Here is an 18,455-nt window from a genome sequence, read left to right as displayed (position 1 = left end):
GCGCCAATCAGATCGATCTAATCCGTATTCTATCTCTCCCACCGCGCTTCGCCTCGTACAGGGCGCGGTCTCCCTGGGCCAATAACAGTTGCAGGCTTTCCGGCGGCTGATCGAACAGCACGGCGCCGATGCTCAGGGTGACGGGCTCGGGCGTCCGCAGGCGCTGTGCCGCCAGCTGGTTGAAGTGCAATCTCAGGGCCTCCCCCAGCCGCACGACGTCCGCATCGGCCGCCTCACCCAGCAGCACCACGAATTCATCGCCCCCCAGCCGTGTGGCCAGCGCCTGGCGGGGCAGGGTGGTGCGCAGCAGGTCGCTCAGGGCGATCAGCAGGCCGTCGCCGGCCGTGTGGCCATGGAGGTCGTTCACCAGCTTGAAATTGTCCAGGTCGATCAGCAGCAGGGCGCCTGGGCGGGCCGGTGTCGCCTGGCCAAACAGTCGCGGCGCCTCGGCTTCCAGCGCGCGGCGGTTGTACAGCCCGGTCAGGGGATCGCTACCGGCCAGGCGCTCGATATGCTGCTCGCGGCGATAACGCACCGTGCCGGTCATCGACAGGGCGATCAGCATTACCGCCATTACCCCCTCCACCAGCGAAATCTGGATGATGACGCCGCGATAGACCGCCAGGTCGATCAGGCTGCCGGGGGTCAGTGGTGGGATCATCTTGGCCAGATAGAAGAGTCCATGGACCAGCAGCACCACGCGCAGCTGCCGTTCTCCGGCATTGCGCCGCCGCAGCAGCAGGCTCGCCCGCACCGCCAGGATGCCGATCATGAGCGACTGCACCACCAGCAGCACCTTGGACCACCAGGGCTCGCTGGGCAGCAGCAACATCCCGAGCCAGATCGCCGCGAAGGCCCACCAGCCCAGACTCAGACGGCGCGCCGTGAAGCGTGCCACGCCGAGCAAGAAGAGGCCATGCACGAAGATCAGCAGCCCATTGGCGAACCAGATGCCCACCAGCAGCAGCCCCTGGCTGCGCAACAGCGCCAGGGTGCTACCCACGCCAATGAGGGCGAAACCCGCGCTCCAGTACAGCAGCGCCGACTCGCGCACCGACCGCCACTCGATGGCCAGATAGCCCGCAGCGGCAGCCGCCAGGGCGATGGTGAGGGTCAGCATGGTGGGGGCATCGAGTGCCATGGGCGAATCGGACCTGTCTGGATACGAGAAGGGTGCTCCCTGCCTGGGACGAGCACCCGCCAAAGCGGAGCCGCACCGCAGTCTTATCGACACGGCAGGCGCGGGCTTGAGGCAGAGGATTGCCCGCCATGATGACGGGCCGATAGCGCTAATTCAAACCTGACCTGTGGCTGGCGCAAACGGCCCGTCCGTTACTAGGGTTTCACCAACGTCCGAATCGCCGATGCCGGCAACCGCGCCGTGCTGCCATCCGCCAGCCGCAGCACGAAGGCGTCGCCCAGCGACCAGACCACCTGCATGTCCCTGAGCACGCACTGGTCATCGGTAGGCAGCACTCTGGCTTGCTTCTTGGAGCAGTAGGAGGTATCGAGCACGATGGCCTTGGCCTGGTAATTACCCAGACCCAGCGTCTTGACCATGGTCTCGGGCAGGGTGGTGAGTACGCCGCTATAACCGGCCAAAAAGAGGGCGAAGAACAGCGAAAACATCATCGCCGCCTTCCAGCCGGCGATGAACAGCATGGAGGTCATGGTCGTGACGAAGGCAATGATGAAGGGGGCGATGGCCAGAGCGCCCCACTTGAGCAGCGGCTGCCAATCGCTCACCAGCGGGTAGGCCTGGGCCAGCATCCAGAAGATGAACAGGCCGACGACCATCGTCGGCAGATAAGCCTCCCAGACGAACTTCAGGAAGCTGAAGCGACGCAAGTCGAACAGCCCCTGTACGGTCATGCCCGCCAGTAGCGTGATAGGGATGGGCGCAAACAAGGCAACGTTGGTGAACAGCTCAGGATCGACGAAGAGAATGGCCGCATCGCTGAAACCCGCCAGCAGATAGGGCATGAAGAACACCAGCGCCATCAACAGCATGATCTTGCGAAAGCGCCTCTCGCCGCGATAGGGCAGGGCGTAGGTGATGTCTTCCTTGATCGCAGCCGTATTGATGAAGCGGTAATAAACCCATGCTCCTGGCAGGAACAGTGCGGCAACGAAGGCGCCGATGGTCAGAAAGCTAGGCAGGCAGCCGCCAGCAAAAGCGATGAAAACTGGAAAAGATCGAAGCTGGGATAGAAATGGTTACGGGCGAAATAGGCCAGGAACATCCCGAAGCCCAAGGTAGGCGGCAGTACCTTGGCTAGTAGCGAAGCATGGCGTCGCAGGAAGGTACTGGAAAACTTGAGGATGAAATCGAAGACGGCATCCGTGTCGGTGGCGGGTTGGTCGGTCCAGCGGGGCATACATAGCTCATGTTTGAAACTAATTGCGAGAAAACAAATCGTCTATTTCGTCGGTATAGACTAATTGTCGAGGTCTAACTATTTCCTCGTAAGGGCTGTTTTCTGTGAAATAGCTATCCATCCTCCAGTCTATATCAAAGGCATTCAGCACTCGCTCTGGGTTAAGTCTCCAGGCAAGTCCTAGCTCCGATATTTTCTGCTCTGCTAGATCTTTCAGGTTTGTTTTTGCACTCATAGAGTCACCTGGGGCGACATTAGAAAAGACATCGCTGTCTGAAAAGATTTCGTATATGTTTTCTTCTAAGTAGCTCAGTGCTAAGTCTTCAAGATGACAGCGAACAACCTCTGATGCAGCGAGTATTTCGTTAGTGGTATTGTAAAGTGAGAATATTTCTAATATTTCATCTTCATCCTCGTAGTGGCATTCGTCGCATAGTTTAATAAGTAGCTCGTACGCTCTCTGAGGAGAAGTCGTACCGCTATCGACCGTAAGCGTCATTATTTTTATTATGTTGCTGTCTTTTGTAGGGTCTGAATTATTAAGTACGTATGCTATCGCCTGTTGGCTACTAGCGTCGTTCTTTTTGTATAGGTAAGAGTCTTGAGTCAATAATAGTTTTGACAGGTATTCCGAGGTGAATCCCTCAAAGTTTAGAGAAAAAGCGTTTTGCATTAGATGTTCAATAATTTTTATATGATTTCTTGTGTCAATTATATCGTTATTATTAAGATTGCTTAGAGTGTCTAAGGAGGAGCAGGATCTGAGACTTTTGAATGCGGATCGAAGCGTTGGTATGTCGTCTTTGTATCTGCGTAACACGTAGTCCCCAAGGGATGGGTTAAATAGGTCTAAAGTTACTACCCGTTCTTTTGATAATATTTTTCTGTTGAGCATTGATCCCGTTAGGTGCTTGATGTTCAAAATAAAGTCGCGGCGTCCTTTGAGGCCTATATTGTCTCGCGAGTTTGCATGCCTATCAAATATTTCTGATAGCTCAGACTCGCAAATTGCTTTTCCGTGCAATGTTACCAATAAAACAATTGCTCTAGAAAAGTCGTCTTGCTGTGCTGTGAAAGGATTGTCCCAGACATCTGCTGGATTGTTTAGTGATGCATTAATATGATCCCAGTATTCGCCTGGGTTAATACCTTGATTTTTATCCTTATCCAAAATAAAGCTTATCAATCTAGGGTTAAAATTTCTGTGATTGATGATTTTTCTGTAATTCTTATTGGTAAAATAACTTTCTATGTATTCTTCGTCGAGGTTTGAGTGCCATATATGGTTGTAAAGTATCTTGGCTTTGTCAATATCTTTGAAAAGGTTTGCCGATAACTCGTATTCGTTTCTTTCTATATTGTTGTTTTTGAATAAGTCTATTAAAATTTTCCCTTGGTTTAATATGGTGCTCCGGGATGTGAGGATAAATGCTTTATTTGCTTTATTTGCTTTATCCAATGATACTTTTTTTATGAAATTTACAATGTGACTTCCTTCGTGTCCCGAAAGCGCTTCTAGATAGTTCCTGCCTAGAAAATCATCGAAATAAAAAATCTGCTTTTTGTCTTTTTCATAAATGGATTCTGCTTCTTTTATTTCTTCAGATATTTTTATATATTCATAGCCATTTAGTGAGTAGATGAAGCATATATGCTCTGCTAGTGTTGTTTTTCCTATGCCTGGTTCGCCGGTAATTATAACTACGCCTGATTCTTTTAGTTTGCTTAGTGCTTTATCGTGATTGCTTGTTGCAACGTACAGTTTGCACGTTTCTTTGGCTTGAATTAAAGAGGCTTGGCTCCTCTCTAAGGCGGCCTTGTTTAATAGATGCTGAAGGACGTTGCTACTTGTTATCCAAAGTTTATAATGCTTTCTTTCGATGTCGGCGTTACGTGATAGAAGGTCGTTGAGGTCCTCTTGGCCGAATATGTCATTTTCGCTTTTGATATGAGGATAGAGTGCGTCTTTTATTTTTGTCTTTTCGGCGCGCGAAAGCTTTTTTGATGTGGTAAAAAAATAGCGACTTGGTTTAAGTTTGTTTATTTTTAAAAGTTCTGATTTTTTTAGTTGCTGGATTAATTGACTTGTGGGTGTGTTGATCCAGTGCTTGCACTGTAGTATAGCCTCTCCTCCTCCTGGAGTGAAAAACCGACCATCAACACCTTGATCTCGTCCTGATTTAAATCTTTCAAAACGTACACCCATATGTATGCTTAAGAGATCAGTGCACAGCACTTCAAACTCTTTATCGTTTAGAGCCTTAAAATCATAATTTTGCATTGGTTTTCCATATAAAAAGCCCTGCATTTGCAGGGCTTTTTATATTTTATTTTTCGAGTCAGATCAATCCCAGCTCAACGCCCCACCCGTCTGATACTCGATCACGCGCGTCTCGAAGAAGTTCTTCTCCTTCTTGAGGTCCATGATCTCGCTCATCCAGGGGAAGGGGTTGGTAGCGCCCGGGTATTCTTCCTTGAGGCCGATCTGGGTCAGACGGCGGTTGGCGATGAACTTGAGGTAGTCCTCCATCATCGCCGCGTTCATGCCCAGCACGCCGCGGGGCATGGTATCGCGGGCGTATTCGATCTCCAGCTGGGTGCCTTGGAGGATCATCTGGGTGGCTTCGTCCTTCATCTGGGCATCCCACAGCTGCGGGTTCTCGATCTTGATCTGGTTGATCATGTCGATGCCGAAGTTCAGGTGCATGGACTCGTCACGCAGGATGTACTGGAACTGCTCGGCGGTGCCGGTCATCTTGTTGCGGCGACCCATGGAGAGGATCTGGGTGAAGCCGCAATAGAAGAAGATGCCTTCCAGTACGCAATAGTAGGCGATCAGGTTCTTGAGGAACTGGCGATCGGTCTCCGGGGTGCCGGTCTTGAACTCGGGGTCGGAGATGGAGCGGGTGTACTTCAGGCCCCAGCTCGCCTTTTTCGCGACGCTCGGGATCTCGTGGTACATGTTGAAGATCTCGCCTTCATCCATGCCCAGCGACTCGATGCAGTACTGGTAGGCGTGGGTGTGGATCGCCTCTTCGAAGGCCTGACGCAGGATGTACTGGCGGCACTCGGGGTTGGTGATCAGGCGGTAGACGGCCAGCACCAGGTTGTTGGCGACCAGGGAATCGGCGGTGGAGAAGAAGCCGAGGTTGCGCTTGACGATGCGGCGCTCGTCCTCGGTGAGGCCGTCCGCGCTCTTCCAGGTCGCGATGTCGGCGTTCATGTTCACTTCCTGGGGCATCCAGTGGTTGGCGCAACCATCCAGATACTTCTGCCAGGCCCAGTCGTACTTGAAGGGTACGAGCTGGTTGAGGTCAGCGCGGGCGTTGATCATCTGCTTGTCGCCGACGTGCACGCGAGCCGAAGAGCCTTCCAGGTCGTCCAGACCTTCCTGGATGTCCAGCTCGTTCAGCGCGGCCTTGGCGCGGGCCACGGCGTCGGAGTCATCGGCGGACAGGGCGCGGGCGTCGTGGACCAGGGCGTCGCCCTCGGAATCCAGGCGTTCGGTCTGGGCGGGCGCCTGCTGGCCGGCGGCCTGCGCGGGCTTGGCGGTGGCGGTGTCGTCGTCTTTGTCGAATTCTTCCCAGTTCAGCATGGGGTGTCTCCTGGGTGGCTGTGCGGTGGGGGCGGGGCGGCGGGGCCCCACCCCCGCCCCCCCCCCGCGGGGGGGGGGGGGAAGGGGGGGCGGGGGGGGGGTTCGCCCCCCCCCCTGCCCCCCCCCTCGGGGGGGGGGAGGAAAAGGAGGCCCCCCCTTGGCGCGCCCTCTCAAACACATGACCCCCCCGGGCCCGCCCACCGCGGATCGTCGAGGCTGCAGGCCTTGGGCACCGGAGCCGGTGCGGGGGCGGGAGCAGCTTCGGCTTTCTGGGCCGGGGCGGGGGCCGCGCTGGCCTGGACGCCGGTGATGGGATCGGCGCTCACGGCGTTCAGCTTGCCGGTGTTGATGGTGGACTTCTCGGTACTGGTGGCGGCCAGGGCACGGAGGTAGTAGGTGGTCTTCAGACCGCGGAACCAGGCCATGCGGTAGGTCACGTCGAGCTTCTTGCCCGAGGCGCCGGCGATGTACAGGTTCAGCGATTGGGCCTGGTCGATCCACTTCTGGCGACGGCTGGCGGCCTCGACGATCCACTTGGTCTCCACTTCGAAGGCGGTGGCGTACAGGTCCTTCAGATCCTGCGGGATGCGCTCGATCTGCTGTACGGAGCCGTCGTAGTACTTGAGGTCGTTGACCATCACCGAGTCCCACAGGCCGCGGGCCTTGAGGTCGCGTACCAGATAGGGATTGATGACGGTGAATTCGCCCGAGAGGTTCGACTTCACATAGAGGTTCTGGTAGGTCGGCTCGATCGACTGGGACACGCCGGTGATGTTGGCGATGGTCGCGGTCGGCGCGATGGCCATGATGTTGGAGTTGCGGATGCCTTTCTTGGCACGCTCGCGCAGCGGGGCCCAGTCCAGGGTCTCGGACAGGTCGACCTCGATGTACTTGGCACCGCGCTCTTCGATCAGGCGCTTCTCGGAGTCGATCGGCAGGATGCCCTGGGACCACAGCGAACCCTGGAAGCTGGAGTAGCTGCCACGCTCTTCGGCCAGGTCACAGGAGGCCTGGATGGCGTAGTAGCTGATCACTTCCATGGAGGTGTCGGCGAACTGCACGGCGGCATCCGAGCCGTAGGCGATGTGCTGCAGGTACAGCGCATCTTGGAAGCCCATGATGCCCATGCCGACCGGACGGTGCTTGAGGTTGGAGTTCTCCGCCTGGGGCACCGAGTAGTAGTTGATGTCGATGACGTTGTCGAGCATGCGCACGGCGGTCTTGACGGTACGGGCGACCTTGGCCACGTCCAGCTTGCCGTCGACGATGTGGTTCACCAAGTTCACCGAACCCAGGTTGCACACGGCGATCTCGTCCTTGTTGGTGTTCAGGGTGATCTCGGTGCAGAGGTTGGAGCTGTGCACCACGCCCACGTGCTGCTGCGGGCTGCGCAGGTTGCACGGGTCCTTGAAGGTCAGCCACGGGTGGCCGGTCTCGAACAGCATGGACAGCATCTTGCGCCAGAGGTCCTTGGCCTTGATGGTCTTGTGCAGCTTGAGCTTGCCGTACTCGGTCAGGGCTTCATAGTACTCGTAGCGCTCTTCGAAGGCCTTGCCGTAGAGGTCGTGCAGGTCGGGCACGTCGGCGGGGGAGAACAGGGTCCAGTTGCCGTCCTCGAAGACACGCTTCATGAACAGGTCGGGGATCCAGTTGGCGGTGTTCATGTCGTGGGTACGACGACGGTCATCACCGGTGTTCTTGCGCAGTTCGAGGAATTCCTCGATGTCCAGGTGCCAGGTTTCCAGGTAGGCGCAGACCGCGCCCTTGCGCTTGCCGCCCTGGTTGACCGCCACGGCGGTGTCGTTGACCACCTTGAGGAAGGGCACGACGCCCTGGCTCTTGCCGTTGGTGCCTTTGATGTAGGAGCCCAGGGCGCGTACCGGGGTCCAGTCATTGCCCAGGCCGCCAGCGAACTTCGACAGCATGGCGTTATCGTGGATGGCGCCATAGATGCCGGACAGGTCGTCGGGCACGGTGGTCAGGTAGCAGCTGGACAGCTGCGGACGCAGGGTGCCGGCGTTGAACAGGGTCGGGGTGGACGCCATGTAGTCGAAGCTGGCCAGCAGGTTGTAGAACTCGATGGCGCGGGCTTCCTTGTCTTTCTCCATGTGCGCCAGGCCCATGGCCACGCGCATGAAGAACAGCTGCGGCAGCTCGAAGCGAGTGCCGTGGCTGTGCAGGAAGTAGCGGTCGTACAGGGTCTGCAGACCCAGGTAGGTGAACTGCTGGTCGCGCTCGTGATCGATGGCGGCGCCCAGGCGCTCCAGGTCGAAGCTGGCCAGTTTCGGGTCCAGCAGCTCCAGCTCCACGCCCTTGGCGACGTAGGCGGGCAGGGCCTTGGCGTACAGCTCGGCCATCTCGTGGTGGGTAGCGGACTCGGCGACGCCGAGGAAGCTCAGGCCTTCGGCGCGCAGGCTGTCCAGCAGCAGGCGGGCGGTGACGTAGGAATAGTTTGGCTCACGCTCGACCAGGGTGCGGGAGGTCATCACCAGGGCGGTGTTGACGTCCTTCTCGGCCACGCCGTCGTACAGGTTCTTCAGCGTCTCCTTCTGGATCAGCTCGCCGTTCACCTCTTCGAGGCCTTCGCAGGCTTCGGTGATGATGGTGTTCAGGCGGCCCATGTCCAGCGGCTGGGTGGTGCCGTCGGCCTTGGTGACGCGGATGCTCGGGTGCGGCTCGGCGATGTCGCTGACGGCGCCCTGCTTGCGCTCCTGGCTGCGGGCTTCACGGTAGATCACGTAGCTGCGGGCGACCTTCTGCTCGCCGGCGCGCATCAGGGCCAGTTCGACCTGGTCCTGGATCTCTTCGATGTGGATGGTGCCACCGGAGGGCATGCGGCGCTTGAAGGTGCTGCTGACCTGGTCGGTGAGCTGCTTGACGGTGGTGTGGATGCGCGAGGAGGCCGCGGCGTTACCGCCTTCCACGGCGAGGAAAGCCTTGCTGATGGCCACGGTGATCTTGTCGTCGGTGTAGGGGACGACGGTACCGTTGCGCTTGATGACGCGCAGTTGACCGGGGGCGGTGGCGCCCAGGTCCTGGCTGTCATCTTGCGCCGGGCGGCCCTGCTGGGCTTGCTCGCGGGTCAGGTCGGTTTGCATGCGGAACTCCCTTGATCGGAAAGAGGGGATCGTCGGCGAGCCGGCGATCCGGAAGAATGTTGGCCTAACGGCTGCGCGACAACTGCCGGTCGCGCCTGTACCAATGAAGATTCCAACGAAAAGCCGTACCGGCGCCGATTCCCGAAGGAAGCGGCGGGCGGGGTCCAGGGACCCTGGAAATTCATAATTCGGGCGACAGGATAAGCCCTCCTCGTTAGGGAAGACAGTCTTGACAGAGGGGTGTTTCGCCGTCCCAGGCCAGACCGACGAACTGCTATATATGGTGGTGTAGGGGTGAGAAGGCCACTAGATGTCGCGTTTGTCACGTTTCCGGCTGTGGATAAGGCGTGGATAAGCTGTTCAGGGATAGGGGGTATCCTGGGGGTGGTGACAGGCCAGTGCGCGCAGACGCTGGGATCAGAGCCGGGTGGTCAAATAACGTACAACCGCACGGTCAACTCTTACCAAAAGCGGCAAGGGATATACCGGTTCGCTATGAGTACTTTCTTCACCAGAAGAAAACGTTCGATAGCCACTGCGACGTTCTGCCCCGGGGAAGGAGCGGACAACCCGCCGGTGATCGGCATTGCTTCCTTATATACAGAAGGCTGCACTCAGGCGCGGGGTGCCAGCAGGGTCAGCAGCCGGCCTGCTTCGTCTAGGCGGAAATGGCCCTCCAGCTGGGTACCCGCCGTCCATCGCGCCGACAGCTCGATCAGCAGCCGGATGGCGAAGGTCCCACGGCTGTCCGTGGCGAGGATCTCGGCATCCTGGAAGAAAAACATCTGACGCACCTGTGGATGGAGTGCCTTGAACAGGCTCTCCTTGGCGGAAAACGCCAGGGTGATGGCGAAGGCCTGCCGTTCTTCATCCAGCGGCTGCAGGCGCTCCTGTTCGGCCGGGGTGAGGATCTGGTCGGCCAGGCGTAGTGCCTTGGTCGGTTCGAGCAGGGTTTCGACGTCCAGGCCAACGCCCAGGTACTCCTGGGCACTTCCCACCGCGGCCGCGGCCCAGCCATGGCCATGGGTGATGGCGCCCACGTGGCCAGCCGGCCAGACGGGGCCACGATCCTCGGCGCGATGCCCCGGAACGGCGCTGGTCCCGCTCAGGCGTCGCAGAGCCTCCCGGGCGCAGAGGCGACCAGCCAGGTATTCGGCCTGACGCTTGGCCACGGCGCGCCGGATATTGTCCGGGGGCAGGGCGCCCAAGCGCAGGGCGTCTCGTTCGAAGCTCACCAGGGCGGGATCGAAACGGCAGTGGATCAGCTCCAGCGAGGCCAGCTCCGGGCTCAACGGCGGAAACGGTTCGGGCGTCGTACAGCAACCTGGCAGGTGCGCGAGCGGCAAGGTGCTCATCACAGCCGGCTATCTGGGCCAGAGGTGGAAGGCAGCGAAAAATTCACGGCAGGCTCCGACAAAAAGGCGCACAAAGGATAGCCGACTACCGGCCGGGGCTGGCGGAAAACCGCCCCGGATGAGGGGGGATTTCCGCCCGTTTTCATCGGATGGCGGGGTTCCGCCGCTACGCGACAACTAGACTTTCGACTGAAAGGTGCATGAAAGCTGGCGCTTTGATTGCGCGCCGGAAAGTGGAACGGCGATTGCTTATGTCTAGCAAGATGCTGGTGTCACCGTCGTGCGGCCGCCAGATCCACAACAAAAAGCTCTCAGGATGAGAGAGCCAACATCAGTCAGGTGCCCACTCGGACAGGACGTCAGGTAGTGGTCACAAGGGAAAGAGCCATGACAGCAACCGTCGACACAACAACTACTACCGCTCCCGCGCCCAAGCGACCCGTCAAGCAGCCTCTCTACAAGAGCCTCTATTTCCAGGTGATTCTGGCAATCGTCCTGGGTATCCTGCTCGGCCACTTCTATCCTCAGACCGGCGCCGCCATGAAGCCGCTGGGTGACGGCTTCATCAAGCTGATCAAGATGGTGATCGCACCCATCATCTTCTGCACCGTGGTGACCGGTATCGCCGGCATGCAGAACATGAAGGCCGTGGGCAAGACCGGTGGTATGGCGCTGCTGTATTTCGAGATCTTCTCCACCATCGCGTTGCTGATCGGTCTGATCGTGGTCAACGTCGTTCAGCCGGGCGCCGGCATGAACGTCGACGTCAGCACCCTGGACACCAAGGGCATCGCTGCCTACGCCGCTGCCGCCGAAAAGCAGAGCACCATCGACTTCCTGCTGAACATCATCCCGTCGACGGTCGTCAACGCCTTCGCCACCGGTGAGATCCTGCAGGTGCTGTTCTTCGCCGTGCTGTTCGGCTACGCCCTGCATCGCCTGGGCGAGACCGGTCAACTGGTGTTCAACTTCATCGACCGTATCTCCCACGTCTTCTTCAACATCATCAACGTCATCATGAAGCTCGCCCCCATCGGTGCCTTCGGTGCCATGGCGTTCACCATCGGCAAGTACGGCGTCGGCACCCTGGTGCAGCTGGGTTACCTGATGGCCTGCTTCTACATCACCTGCGTGTTGTTCGTGCTGCTGGTCTTGGGCACCGTGGCGCGTATGCATGGCTTCAGCATCCTCAAGTTCATCAAGTACATCCGCGAAGAACTGCTGATCGTGCTGGGTACCTCGTCCTCCGAGTCTGCCCTGCCGCGCATGCTGACCAAGATGCAGAAGCTGGGTGCCGAGAAGTCGGTGGTTGGCCTGGTGATCCCCACCGGCTACTCCTTCAACCTCGACGGTACTGCCATCTACCTGACCATGGCCGCCGTGTTCATCGCCCAGGCCACCAATACCCAGATGGACATCACCCACCAGATCACCCTGCTGCTGGTGCTGCTGATCTCCTCCAAGGGCGCTGCAGGCGTCACCGGTAGCGGCTTCATCGTGCTGGCCGCCACCCTGTCCGCCGTCGGTCACGTACCGGTCGCTGGCCTGGCGCTGATCCTGGGTATCGACCGCTTCATGTCCGAAGCCCGCGCCCTGACCAACCTGGTCGGCAACGGCGTGGCCTCCATCGTGGTCGCCAAGTGGTGCGGTCAGCTGGACGAGAAAACTCTGCAGACCGAACTCGCTCGCGGCCCGAACGCGGTCGAGGTCGAGGAAGCTCGCCAGACTGCCTGACCCTGGTGCGAGGGCCGCTCCTGAGCGGTCCTCCAGCGCTACCGAAACGCCCGTATCGAGAGATGCGGGCGTTTTCTTTTGTGTGCGATTCGGCCGGGGCAGGGCAGGCAGCTATGCCAGGGCAAGCGCGTGCGGGTTCGCACCTCTGTCGCACAGCGCTACCGGGCCTAGTGGCTGGAATCAAGCGCAGGGCGCCAGGAGCGAGCCTTCTGGCTCTTTCTCGGTGAAGGATAGGGTGGCGGGAAGAGGTGGTCGATAACGCGCGACAGTGGAGCGCAGCGCGCTATTCAGCGTGGTCGCAGACCTGTCGCAGGGGAGGGTTATGGCGCGAGGGAGAGGCGGGGGTATCGGCGGGAGGGGTTGAAGCGCTGGCAGGCCGCCAGCGCTTCGCGGGTAGATCAGCGACGCAGGGTGGGGCGGTAGCCCATGACGCCGTAGAACAGGATGTACACGTAGCAGACCAGCGGGACCACGAAGGAGGGCAGCAGGCCGATGGTATCGGCGAAGAAGCCCTGGATGGCCGGCACCAGCGCGCCACCGACGATGCCCATGCACAGCAGGCCCGAGCCCTTGGAGGTGAACTTGCCCAGGCCCTTGAGTGCCAGGGAGAAGATGGTCGGGAACATGATGGAGTTGAAGAAGCCGATGGCCAGCAGGGCCCACATGGCGACCTTGCCACCTTGCAGCACGGCTACGGCCAGCAGCACGCCGATGGCGATGGCGTTGAAGGTCAGCACCAGGTTCGGCCGTACCTTGGTCATGATCACGCCGCCGATGAAGCGACCGACCATGGCGCCACCCCAGTACAGGGACAGGTACTTGGCGGCGGTGGCGGCGTTCAGGCCGGCCACTTCCGGGCTTTCCATCAGGCTCACCAGGTAGCTGCCGATGGACACTTCCGCGCCCACGTACATGAAGATGCCGACCACGCCGAGCAGCAGGTGACGATAGGCCCAGACGCTGCTGGCGGTCAGGGCGTTCTCGTCGGTGGCGTTGTCCTGCTCGGTGTCCTTGATCTGCGGCAGACGGAAGAGGCCGATGATCACCGCCAGGGCGACCAGCATGCCGGCCAGGATCAGGTAGGGCAGCTGCACCGAGTGAGCGGCGGAGTCCTCACCGACCAGGGCCAGGATGGTCACGGCGCCCACCAGCGGGCCGACGGTGGTGCCCAGGGAGTTGAAGGCCTGGGTCAGGTTGAGGCGCGAGGCCGCGGTTTCCGGCTTGCCGAGGATGGTGACATAGGGGTTGGCCGCTACCTGCAGCACGGTGATGCCGGCTGCCAGGACGAAGAGGGCAGTCAGGAAGAAGCCGTAGGACTGGGCACCGGCTGCCGGGTAGAACAGCACGCAACCAACGCCAGCGGTGAGCAGGCCGACGATGATGCCCTTCTTGTAGCCCAGGCTTTCCACCAGGCGACCGGCGGGGAAGGAGACGATGAAGTAGGCGGTGAAGAAGCAGAACTGGATCAGCGAGGCCTGCAGGTAGCTGAGGGTAAAGACCGCCTTGAGGTGGGGGATGAGGATGTCGTTTAGCGAGGTGATCAGACCCCACATGAAGAACAGCATGGTGAGGACGATCAAGGGTCCGCGGTAGCTCTGGTTTTGATTGTGCATTGGGGCTCCATGGGTACAACAGTTTCTTGTCTCTGCCCGCGATGTTCGGACAGCGCTGTCTATGGCGGCTGCGCAGACACAGCGAAGCGGCGCGAGATTAAGCTATTCGCGCTGCTGAATCCATTCTTCCTGGAGGTTCGCAGGCGAAGTGCCGGCGCCTTCGACCGCGGGGCCCATGACCGGTTCAGCCGGGCAGGGAGCGGAAATGAAAAACGGCGCCAGAGGCGCCGTTTGGATCACACAAGCGAGGGCTATCAGCCCTGCCAGCGCTTGAGGACCAGGGTGGCGTTGGTGCCGCCGAAACCGAAGCTGTTGCTCATGATGAGGTCCAGCTTGGTGTTTTCCTTGGTCTCGCGCAGGATCGGCAGGTCAGCGACCTCCGGATCCAGTTCGTCGATGTTGGCCGAGCCGGCGATGAAATTACCTTCCATCATCAGCATGCAGTAGATGGCCTCGTGCACACCGGCGGCACCCAGGGAGTGACCGGACAGGCTCTTGGTAGAGCTGATGGCCGGCGCCTTGTCGCCGAACACGGCGCGCACACCCTTGATCTCGGCCACGTCGCCCACCGGAGTGGAGGTACCGTGGGTGTTTAGGTAGTCGATCTCGCCGTCGACGGTGGACAGCGCCTGCTGCATGCAGCGAATCGCGCCTTCGCCGCTCGGGGCGACCATGTCGTAGCCGTCGGAGGTCGCGCCATAGCCGACGATCTCGGCATAGATCTTGGCGCCACGGGCCAGGGCGTGTTCGAGTTCCTCGACCACTACCATGCCGCCGCCGCCCGCGATGACGAAACCGTCACGCTTGCTGTCGTAGGCACGGGACGCCTTTTCCGGGGTCTCGTTGTAGTCGCTGGAGAGCGCGCCCATGGCATCGAACAGCATGCTCTGGGTCCAGTGCTCTTCCTCGCCACCACCAGCGAAGACCACGTCCTGCTTGCCGAGCTGGATCTGCTCCATCGCCAGGCCGATGCAGTGGGCACTGGTGGCGCAGGCCGAGGCCACGGAGTAGTTCAGGCCCTTGATCTTGAAGGGGGTGGCCAGGCAGGCGGAGACCGTGCTGCTCATGGTCCGGGTCACGCGGTAGGGACCGACGCGCTTGACGCCCTTCTCGCGCAGGATGTCCAGGGCTTCCATCTGGTTGAAGGTGGAAGCGCCACCGGAACCGGCGATCAGGCCGGTGCGGGGGTTGGAAACCTGGTCTTCGGACAGGCCGGAATCCTTGATCGCCTGATCCATGGCCAGGTAGGCGTAGGCGGCGGCATCGCCGACGAAGCGCTTGACCTTGCGGTCGATCAGTTCTTCGAGGTTCAGGTCGATGGAACCGGAAACCTGACTGCGCAGACCCATTTCGGCATATTCCGGATTGTGACGGATGCCGGCACGGCCTGCGCGCAGGTTGGCGGAAACGGTGTCTTTATCATTGCCCAGGCACGAAACGATACCCAGACCGGTAATGACGACGCGACGCATGCGAAAAGCCCTTAGAAGCTATCGGTGGAAGTGAACAGGCCGACACGCAGACCTTCGGCGGAGTAGATCTCGCGCCCGTCCACGCTGACGGTGCCATCGGCGATGGCCAGAATCAGCGACCTGTTGATGGTGCGTTTGATATGGATATTGTAGGTGACCTTCTTGGCGGTCGGCAGTACCTGGCCGAAGAACTTCACTTCACCCGAGCCCAGGGCGCGACCGCGACCCGGATTACCCTGCCAGCCAAGGTAGAAACCGACCAGTTGCCACATGGCATCCAGGCCCAGGCAGCCCGGCATCACCGGATCGCCCTCGAAATGACAACCGAAGAACCAGAGGTCGGGACGGATATCGAGTTCCGCCACCAGTTCGCCCTTGCCGTATTTCCCGCCTACCTCACTGATATGCGTGATCCGATCGATCATCAGCATATTCGGTGCGGGCAATTGGGCATTGCCCGGCCCGAAGAGCTCGCCACGGCTGCAGCGCAGCAAGTCTTCGTAGGTAAAGGCGTGTTGTTTGGTCATGCAAGCTCCTGTAGCTGGCCTAGATCCAGGCTCTGGCGACTCCAATGGTCGCTCTGGGTATGGCTTCGTGTAGCAATAGACTGTCGGGGCATCGGTAAAGTCACAGGCCAGCACCCCGCTCGTTAACGGGCCATTGTGCACTTTCCGCAGTCAATTCTCCATCCTGGGAGGCCGTTCAGGGTGTCGCGGGTCTCGGGCCAGCGAAGCGAGCAGGGCTGTGAAAGAGAGGTTTACCGGTGCTAAATAGGTATTTCTCAACCGTTTTCAACACCGTTCGGCCGAAACGAAGCAGATCGTGAACAGGCGCTAAGGCGTTCGCGCGGCTACCGTATACTGCCGACGAGGCCGCACGACCGCGGTGAAGACGAGAGTTTCGATGACAGTCCAATCCCCCATCGCCGTTCTGGGCGGCGGCAGCTTCGGTACCGCCCTGGCCAACCTGGTCGCCGAGAACGGTCTGCCGGTACGCCTGTGGATGCGCGATCCGCACCAGGCCGAGACCATCCGCCGCGAACGCGAGAATCCGCGCTATCTGAAGGGTATCAAGGTGCATGCCGCGGTCGAGGCCACCAGCGACCTACAGGGCGCCATCGCCGACTGCGAGCTGATCCTGGTAGCGCTGCCGTCGAGCGCGCTGCGCCAGGCGCTGGCGCCCATCGCCCAGCAACTGGAGGGGCGTTTCCTGGTCAGCACCACCAAGGGCATCGAGGCACACTCCTTCATGCTGATGAGCGAAATCCTTACGGAGATCGTGCCGCGGGCGCGCATCGGCATCATCTCCGGCCCCAACCTGGCCCGTGAGATCGCCGAGCACCAGCTCACCGCCACCGTGGTGGCCAGCGAGGATGAAGAGGTCTGTCGTCGGGTCCAGGCGGCGTTGCACGGGCGCACCTTCCGCGTCTACGCCAGCGCCGACCGCCTTGGCGTGGAGCTGGCCGGCGCCCTGAAGAACGTCTATGCCATCATCGCCGGCATGGCCGCGGCCCTGGCGATGGGCGAGAACACCCGCAGCATGCTGATCACCCGTGCCCTGGCCGAGATGACCCGCTTCGCCGTGCAGCGTGGCGCCAATCCCATCACCTACCTGGGCCTGGCCGGGGTAGGGGATCTGATCGTGACCTGCTCCTCGGAGAAGAGCCGCAATTACCGGGTGGGGCACGCCTTGGGTCGTGGGCTCAGTCTGGAGGAAGCCGTGGCGCAGATCGGCGAGACCGCCGAGGGCGTCAACACCCTGCGCGTGCTCAAGGAAAAAGCGGACGAGCTGGGCGTCTACATGCCCCTGGTCAATGGCCTCTATGCGATCCTGTTCGAGGGCCGCAGCCTGGGGCAGGTGATCGAGGCCCTGATGGGCGGTGAGCCCAAGACCGATGTCGATGTGGCGGACGCCGCCGAGATCCCGAGCAGGCTCTGAGCCGCTACACTGTCTGAAAAGAGGAATTTCCATGTCCCAACCCGTGCATTCCCGCGAGCTGCTAGGCCTGCGCCTGATCTGGATGCTGCTGTTCCTGTTCGTCTGGCTGGGTGCGCAGTACGTGCTGGCGGTGGTGGTGCTGGTACAACTGGTGGTGCGCCTGATCAAGGGCGAGGCCAATCCCGGCTTGACCGCGTTCGGGGCCGCCTTGGGCGCCTATCTGTCGCAGATCGTGCGCTTCGGCACCTTCGCCAGCGAGGTCAAGCCCTGGCCCTTCGCCGATTGGCCGGCCGCGGAGCAGCCCGACGACCGCTCCGCCACCGCGCCATGAAGCTCTGGCTGCTGCGGCACGGCGAAGCCGAGGCACGCGCGTCCAGCGATGAACAGCGCGAGCTGACGGCTGCAGGCCGCGCGGCGGTCCTGCGTAGCGCGGAACAGTTGCAGGGCAGTGGGCTGCAACGCCTCCTTACCAGTCCCTATGTACGGGCGCGGCAGACGGCCGCCCTGGTGCAACAGCAACTGGCCTGGGCGGGCAATGTGTCTGTCTGTCAGTGGGCGACGCCCGACGGCGAACCCGAGCGGGCCCTGGCGGAGCTGGAGCGACTGGGCGTGGAAGAGCTGCTGCTGGTCACGCACAATCCCTTCGTCGGTGAGCTGGCCGGCTGGCTGCTGCACGGGCACCGGCAGGCGCCGGTGCTCATGGGCACCGCGTCTCTGCTGTGTTTGGAAGCGCCGCTGCCGTTGGCCGGCGGCTTCGATCTGGTCAGTCGCTTCGACGGCTGACGCCCTTTCAAGGAAAGAACATGAGCATCTGGCAGACCCTCCCGGATCCTGCGGACCTCGGGCGTCAGCTCGAGAACACCCTCGGCGAACATTTGGACATGCGCATCGAGGCCTGGGACGACAGTAGCCTGACGGCCAGCATGGTGGTGGACAGGCGTACCCATCAGCCCATGGGGCTGTTGCACGGGGGCGCCTCGGTGGCTCTGGCCGAGACGGTGGGCTCCATCGCCAGCATGCTCTGCGTGGATCGTTCGCGCTATTACTGCGTGGGTCAGGAAATCAACGCCAATCACCTGCGCGGCGTACGTGCCGGCCGGGTGACGGCAGTCGCTCGTCCCCTCCATCTGGGGCGCAGTAGCCATGTCTGGGACATCCGCCTGAACGACGAAGAGGGCCGTCTGACCTGCGTGTCGCGGCTGACCGTGGCCGTGGTCCCGCTGCAGCGGGACCACCCTTCGACATGAACGGCGTGCGGTCGGCGGAGGTGCG

Annotated in this window: 15 protein-coding genes; 5 read left to right on the top strand and 10 right to left on the bottom strand. The window is 60.5% G+C overall.

What is annotated here, in order from left to right; translation table 11 throughout:
- Positions 1–7: 7 nt before the first annotated feature.
- The 7 genes from ACWPW1_RS15885 to ACWPW1_RS15855 all read right to left on the bottom strand — a co-directional run bounded on the left by ACWPW1_RS15885 (position 8) and on the right by ACWPW1_RS15855 (position 10,426).
- Complete coding sequence (locus ACWPW1_RS15885) at positions 8–1,141, bottom strand: diguanylate cyclase (protein ID WP_454253389.1); 1,134 nt, start codon at positions 1,139–1,141, stop codon at positions 8–10.
- A 194-nt stretch (positions 1,142–1,335) separates the two neighbouring features.
- Positions 1,336–2,010 (bottom strand): hypothetical protein, encoded by a 675-nt coding sequence (locus ACWPW1_RS15880; protein ID WP_454253388.1) that lies wholly within the window; start codon positions 2,008–2,010, stop codon positions 1,336–1,338.
- Positions 2,011–2,144: 134 nt separating this feature from the next.
- Complete coding sequence (locus ACWPW1_RS15875) at positions 2,145–2,378, bottom strand: hypothetical protein (protein ID WP_454253387.1); 234 nt, start codon at positions 2,376–2,378, stop codon at positions 2,145–2,147.
- A gap of 19 nt (positions 2,379–2,397) precedes the next feature.
- Positions 2,398–4,659: an nSTAND3 domain-containing NTPase gene (locus ACWPW1_RS15870; protein ID WP_454253386.1), complete on the bottom strand. Its 2,262-nt coding sequence runs from the start codon at positions 4,657–4,659 to the stop codon at positions 2,398–2,400.
- A 63-nt stretch (positions 4,660–4,722) separates the two neighbouring features.
- On the bottom strand, positions 4,723–5,973 hold the full coding sequence (locus ACWPW1_RS15865; protein WP_027598067.1) for a ribonucleotide-diphosphate reductase subunit beta: 1,251 nt from the start codon (positions 5,971–5,973) through the stop codon (positions 4,723–4,725).
- Between the two features lie 170 nt (positions 5,974–6,143).
- Positions 6,144–9,071 carry a ribonucleoside-diphosphate reductase subunit alpha gene (locus ACWPW1_RS15860; RefSeq protein WP_454253385.1) on the bottom strand — a complete coding sequence of 976 codons (2,928 nt, stop codon included), beginning with the start codon at positions 9,069–9,071 and terminating at the stop codon, positions 6,144–6,146.
- 614 nt (positions 9,072–9,685) lie between these two features.
- Entirely contained in the window at positions 9,686–10,426 is a 741-nt protein-coding gene (locus ACWPW1_RS15855; RefSeq protein ID WP_454253384.1) for a 4'-phosphopantetheinyl transferase family protein, read from the bottom strand.
- Between the two features lie 387 nt (positions 10,427–10,813).
- On the opposite strand from ACWPW1_RS15855, the gene ACWPW1_RS15850 reads away from it, so the two are divergent.
- Positions 10,814–12,160 (top strand): dicarboxylate/amino acid:cation symporter, encoded by a 1,347-nt coding sequence (locus ACWPW1_RS15850; protein WP_271655540.1) that lies wholly within the window; start codon positions 10,814–10,816, stop codon positions 12,158–12,160.
- Positions 12,161–12,558: 398 nt separating this feature from the next.
- Here the strand turns inward: ACWPW1_RS15850 and ACWPW1_RS15845 are convergent, their stop codons facing one another.
- The 3 genes from ACWPW1_RS15845 to fabA all read right to left on the bottom strand — a co-directional run bounded on the left by ACWPW1_RS15845 (position 12,559) and on the right by fabA (position 15,772).
- On the bottom strand, positions 12,559–13,773 hold the full coding sequence (locus tag ACWPW1_RS15845) for a sugar MFS transporter (protein ID WP_323149800.1): 1,215 nt from the start codon (positions 13,771–13,773) through the stop codon (positions 12,559–12,561).
- 254 nt (positions 13,774–14,027) lie between these two features.
- Positions 14,028–15,245 (bottom strand): beta-ketoacyl-ACP synthase I, encoded by a 1,218-nt coding sequence (fabB, locus tag ACWPW1_RS15840; RefSeq protein WP_059315640.1) that lies wholly within the window; start codon positions 15,243–15,245, stop codon positions 14,028–14,030.
- A gap of 11 nt (positions 15,246–15,256) precedes the next feature.
- Positions 15,257–15,772 (bottom strand): 3-hydroxyacyl-[acyl-carrier-protein] dehydratase FabA, encoded by a 516-nt coding sequence (gene fabA / locus ACWPW1_RS15835; RefSeq protein ID WP_007160484.1) that lies wholly within the window; start codon positions 15,770–15,772, stop codon positions 15,257–15,259.
- Between the two features lie 376 nt (positions 15,773–16,148).
- Here fabA and ACWPW1_RS15830 point away from each other — a divergent pair, with 376 nt between their 5' ends.
- The 4 genes from ACWPW1_RS15830 to ACWPW1_RS15815 are packed head-to-tail and all read left to right on the top strand — an operon-like array spanning position 16,149 to position 18,430.
- Complete coding sequence (locus ACWPW1_RS15830) at positions 16,149–17,183, top strand: NAD(P)H-dependent glycerol-3-phosphate dehydrogenase (RefSeq protein WP_454253383.1); 1,035 nt, start codon at positions 16,149–16,151, stop codon at positions 17,181–17,183.
- Between the two features lie 31 nt (positions 17,184–17,214).
- Positions 17,215–17,514: a DUF4389 domain-containing protein gene (locus ACWPW1_RS15825; protein WP_454253382.1), complete on the top strand. Its 300-nt coding sequence runs from the start codon at positions 17,215–17,217 to the stop codon at positions 17,512–17,514.
- Positions 17,511–17,966: a phosphohistidine phosphatase SixA gene (gene sixA, locus ACWPW1_RS15820; protein ID WP_454253381.1), complete on the top strand. Its 456-nt coding sequence runs from the start codon at positions 17,511–17,513 to the stop codon at positions 17,964–17,966. Before ACWPW1_RS15825 ends, sixA begins: the two co-directional genes overlap by 4 nt.
- A 20-nt stretch (positions 17,967–17,986) precedes the next feature.
- Complete coding sequence (locus ACWPW1_RS15815; protein WP_454253380.1) at positions 17,987–18,430, top strand: hotdog fold thioesterase; 444 nt, start codon at positions 17,987–17,989, stop codon at positions 18,428–18,430.
- Positions 18,431–18,455 lie beyond the last annotated feature (25 nt).

It is taken from the genome of Pseudomonas sp. Marseille-Q7302, assembly GCF_965111925.1.
This window is presented reverse-complemented; position numbering and strand designations above follow the sequence as displayed.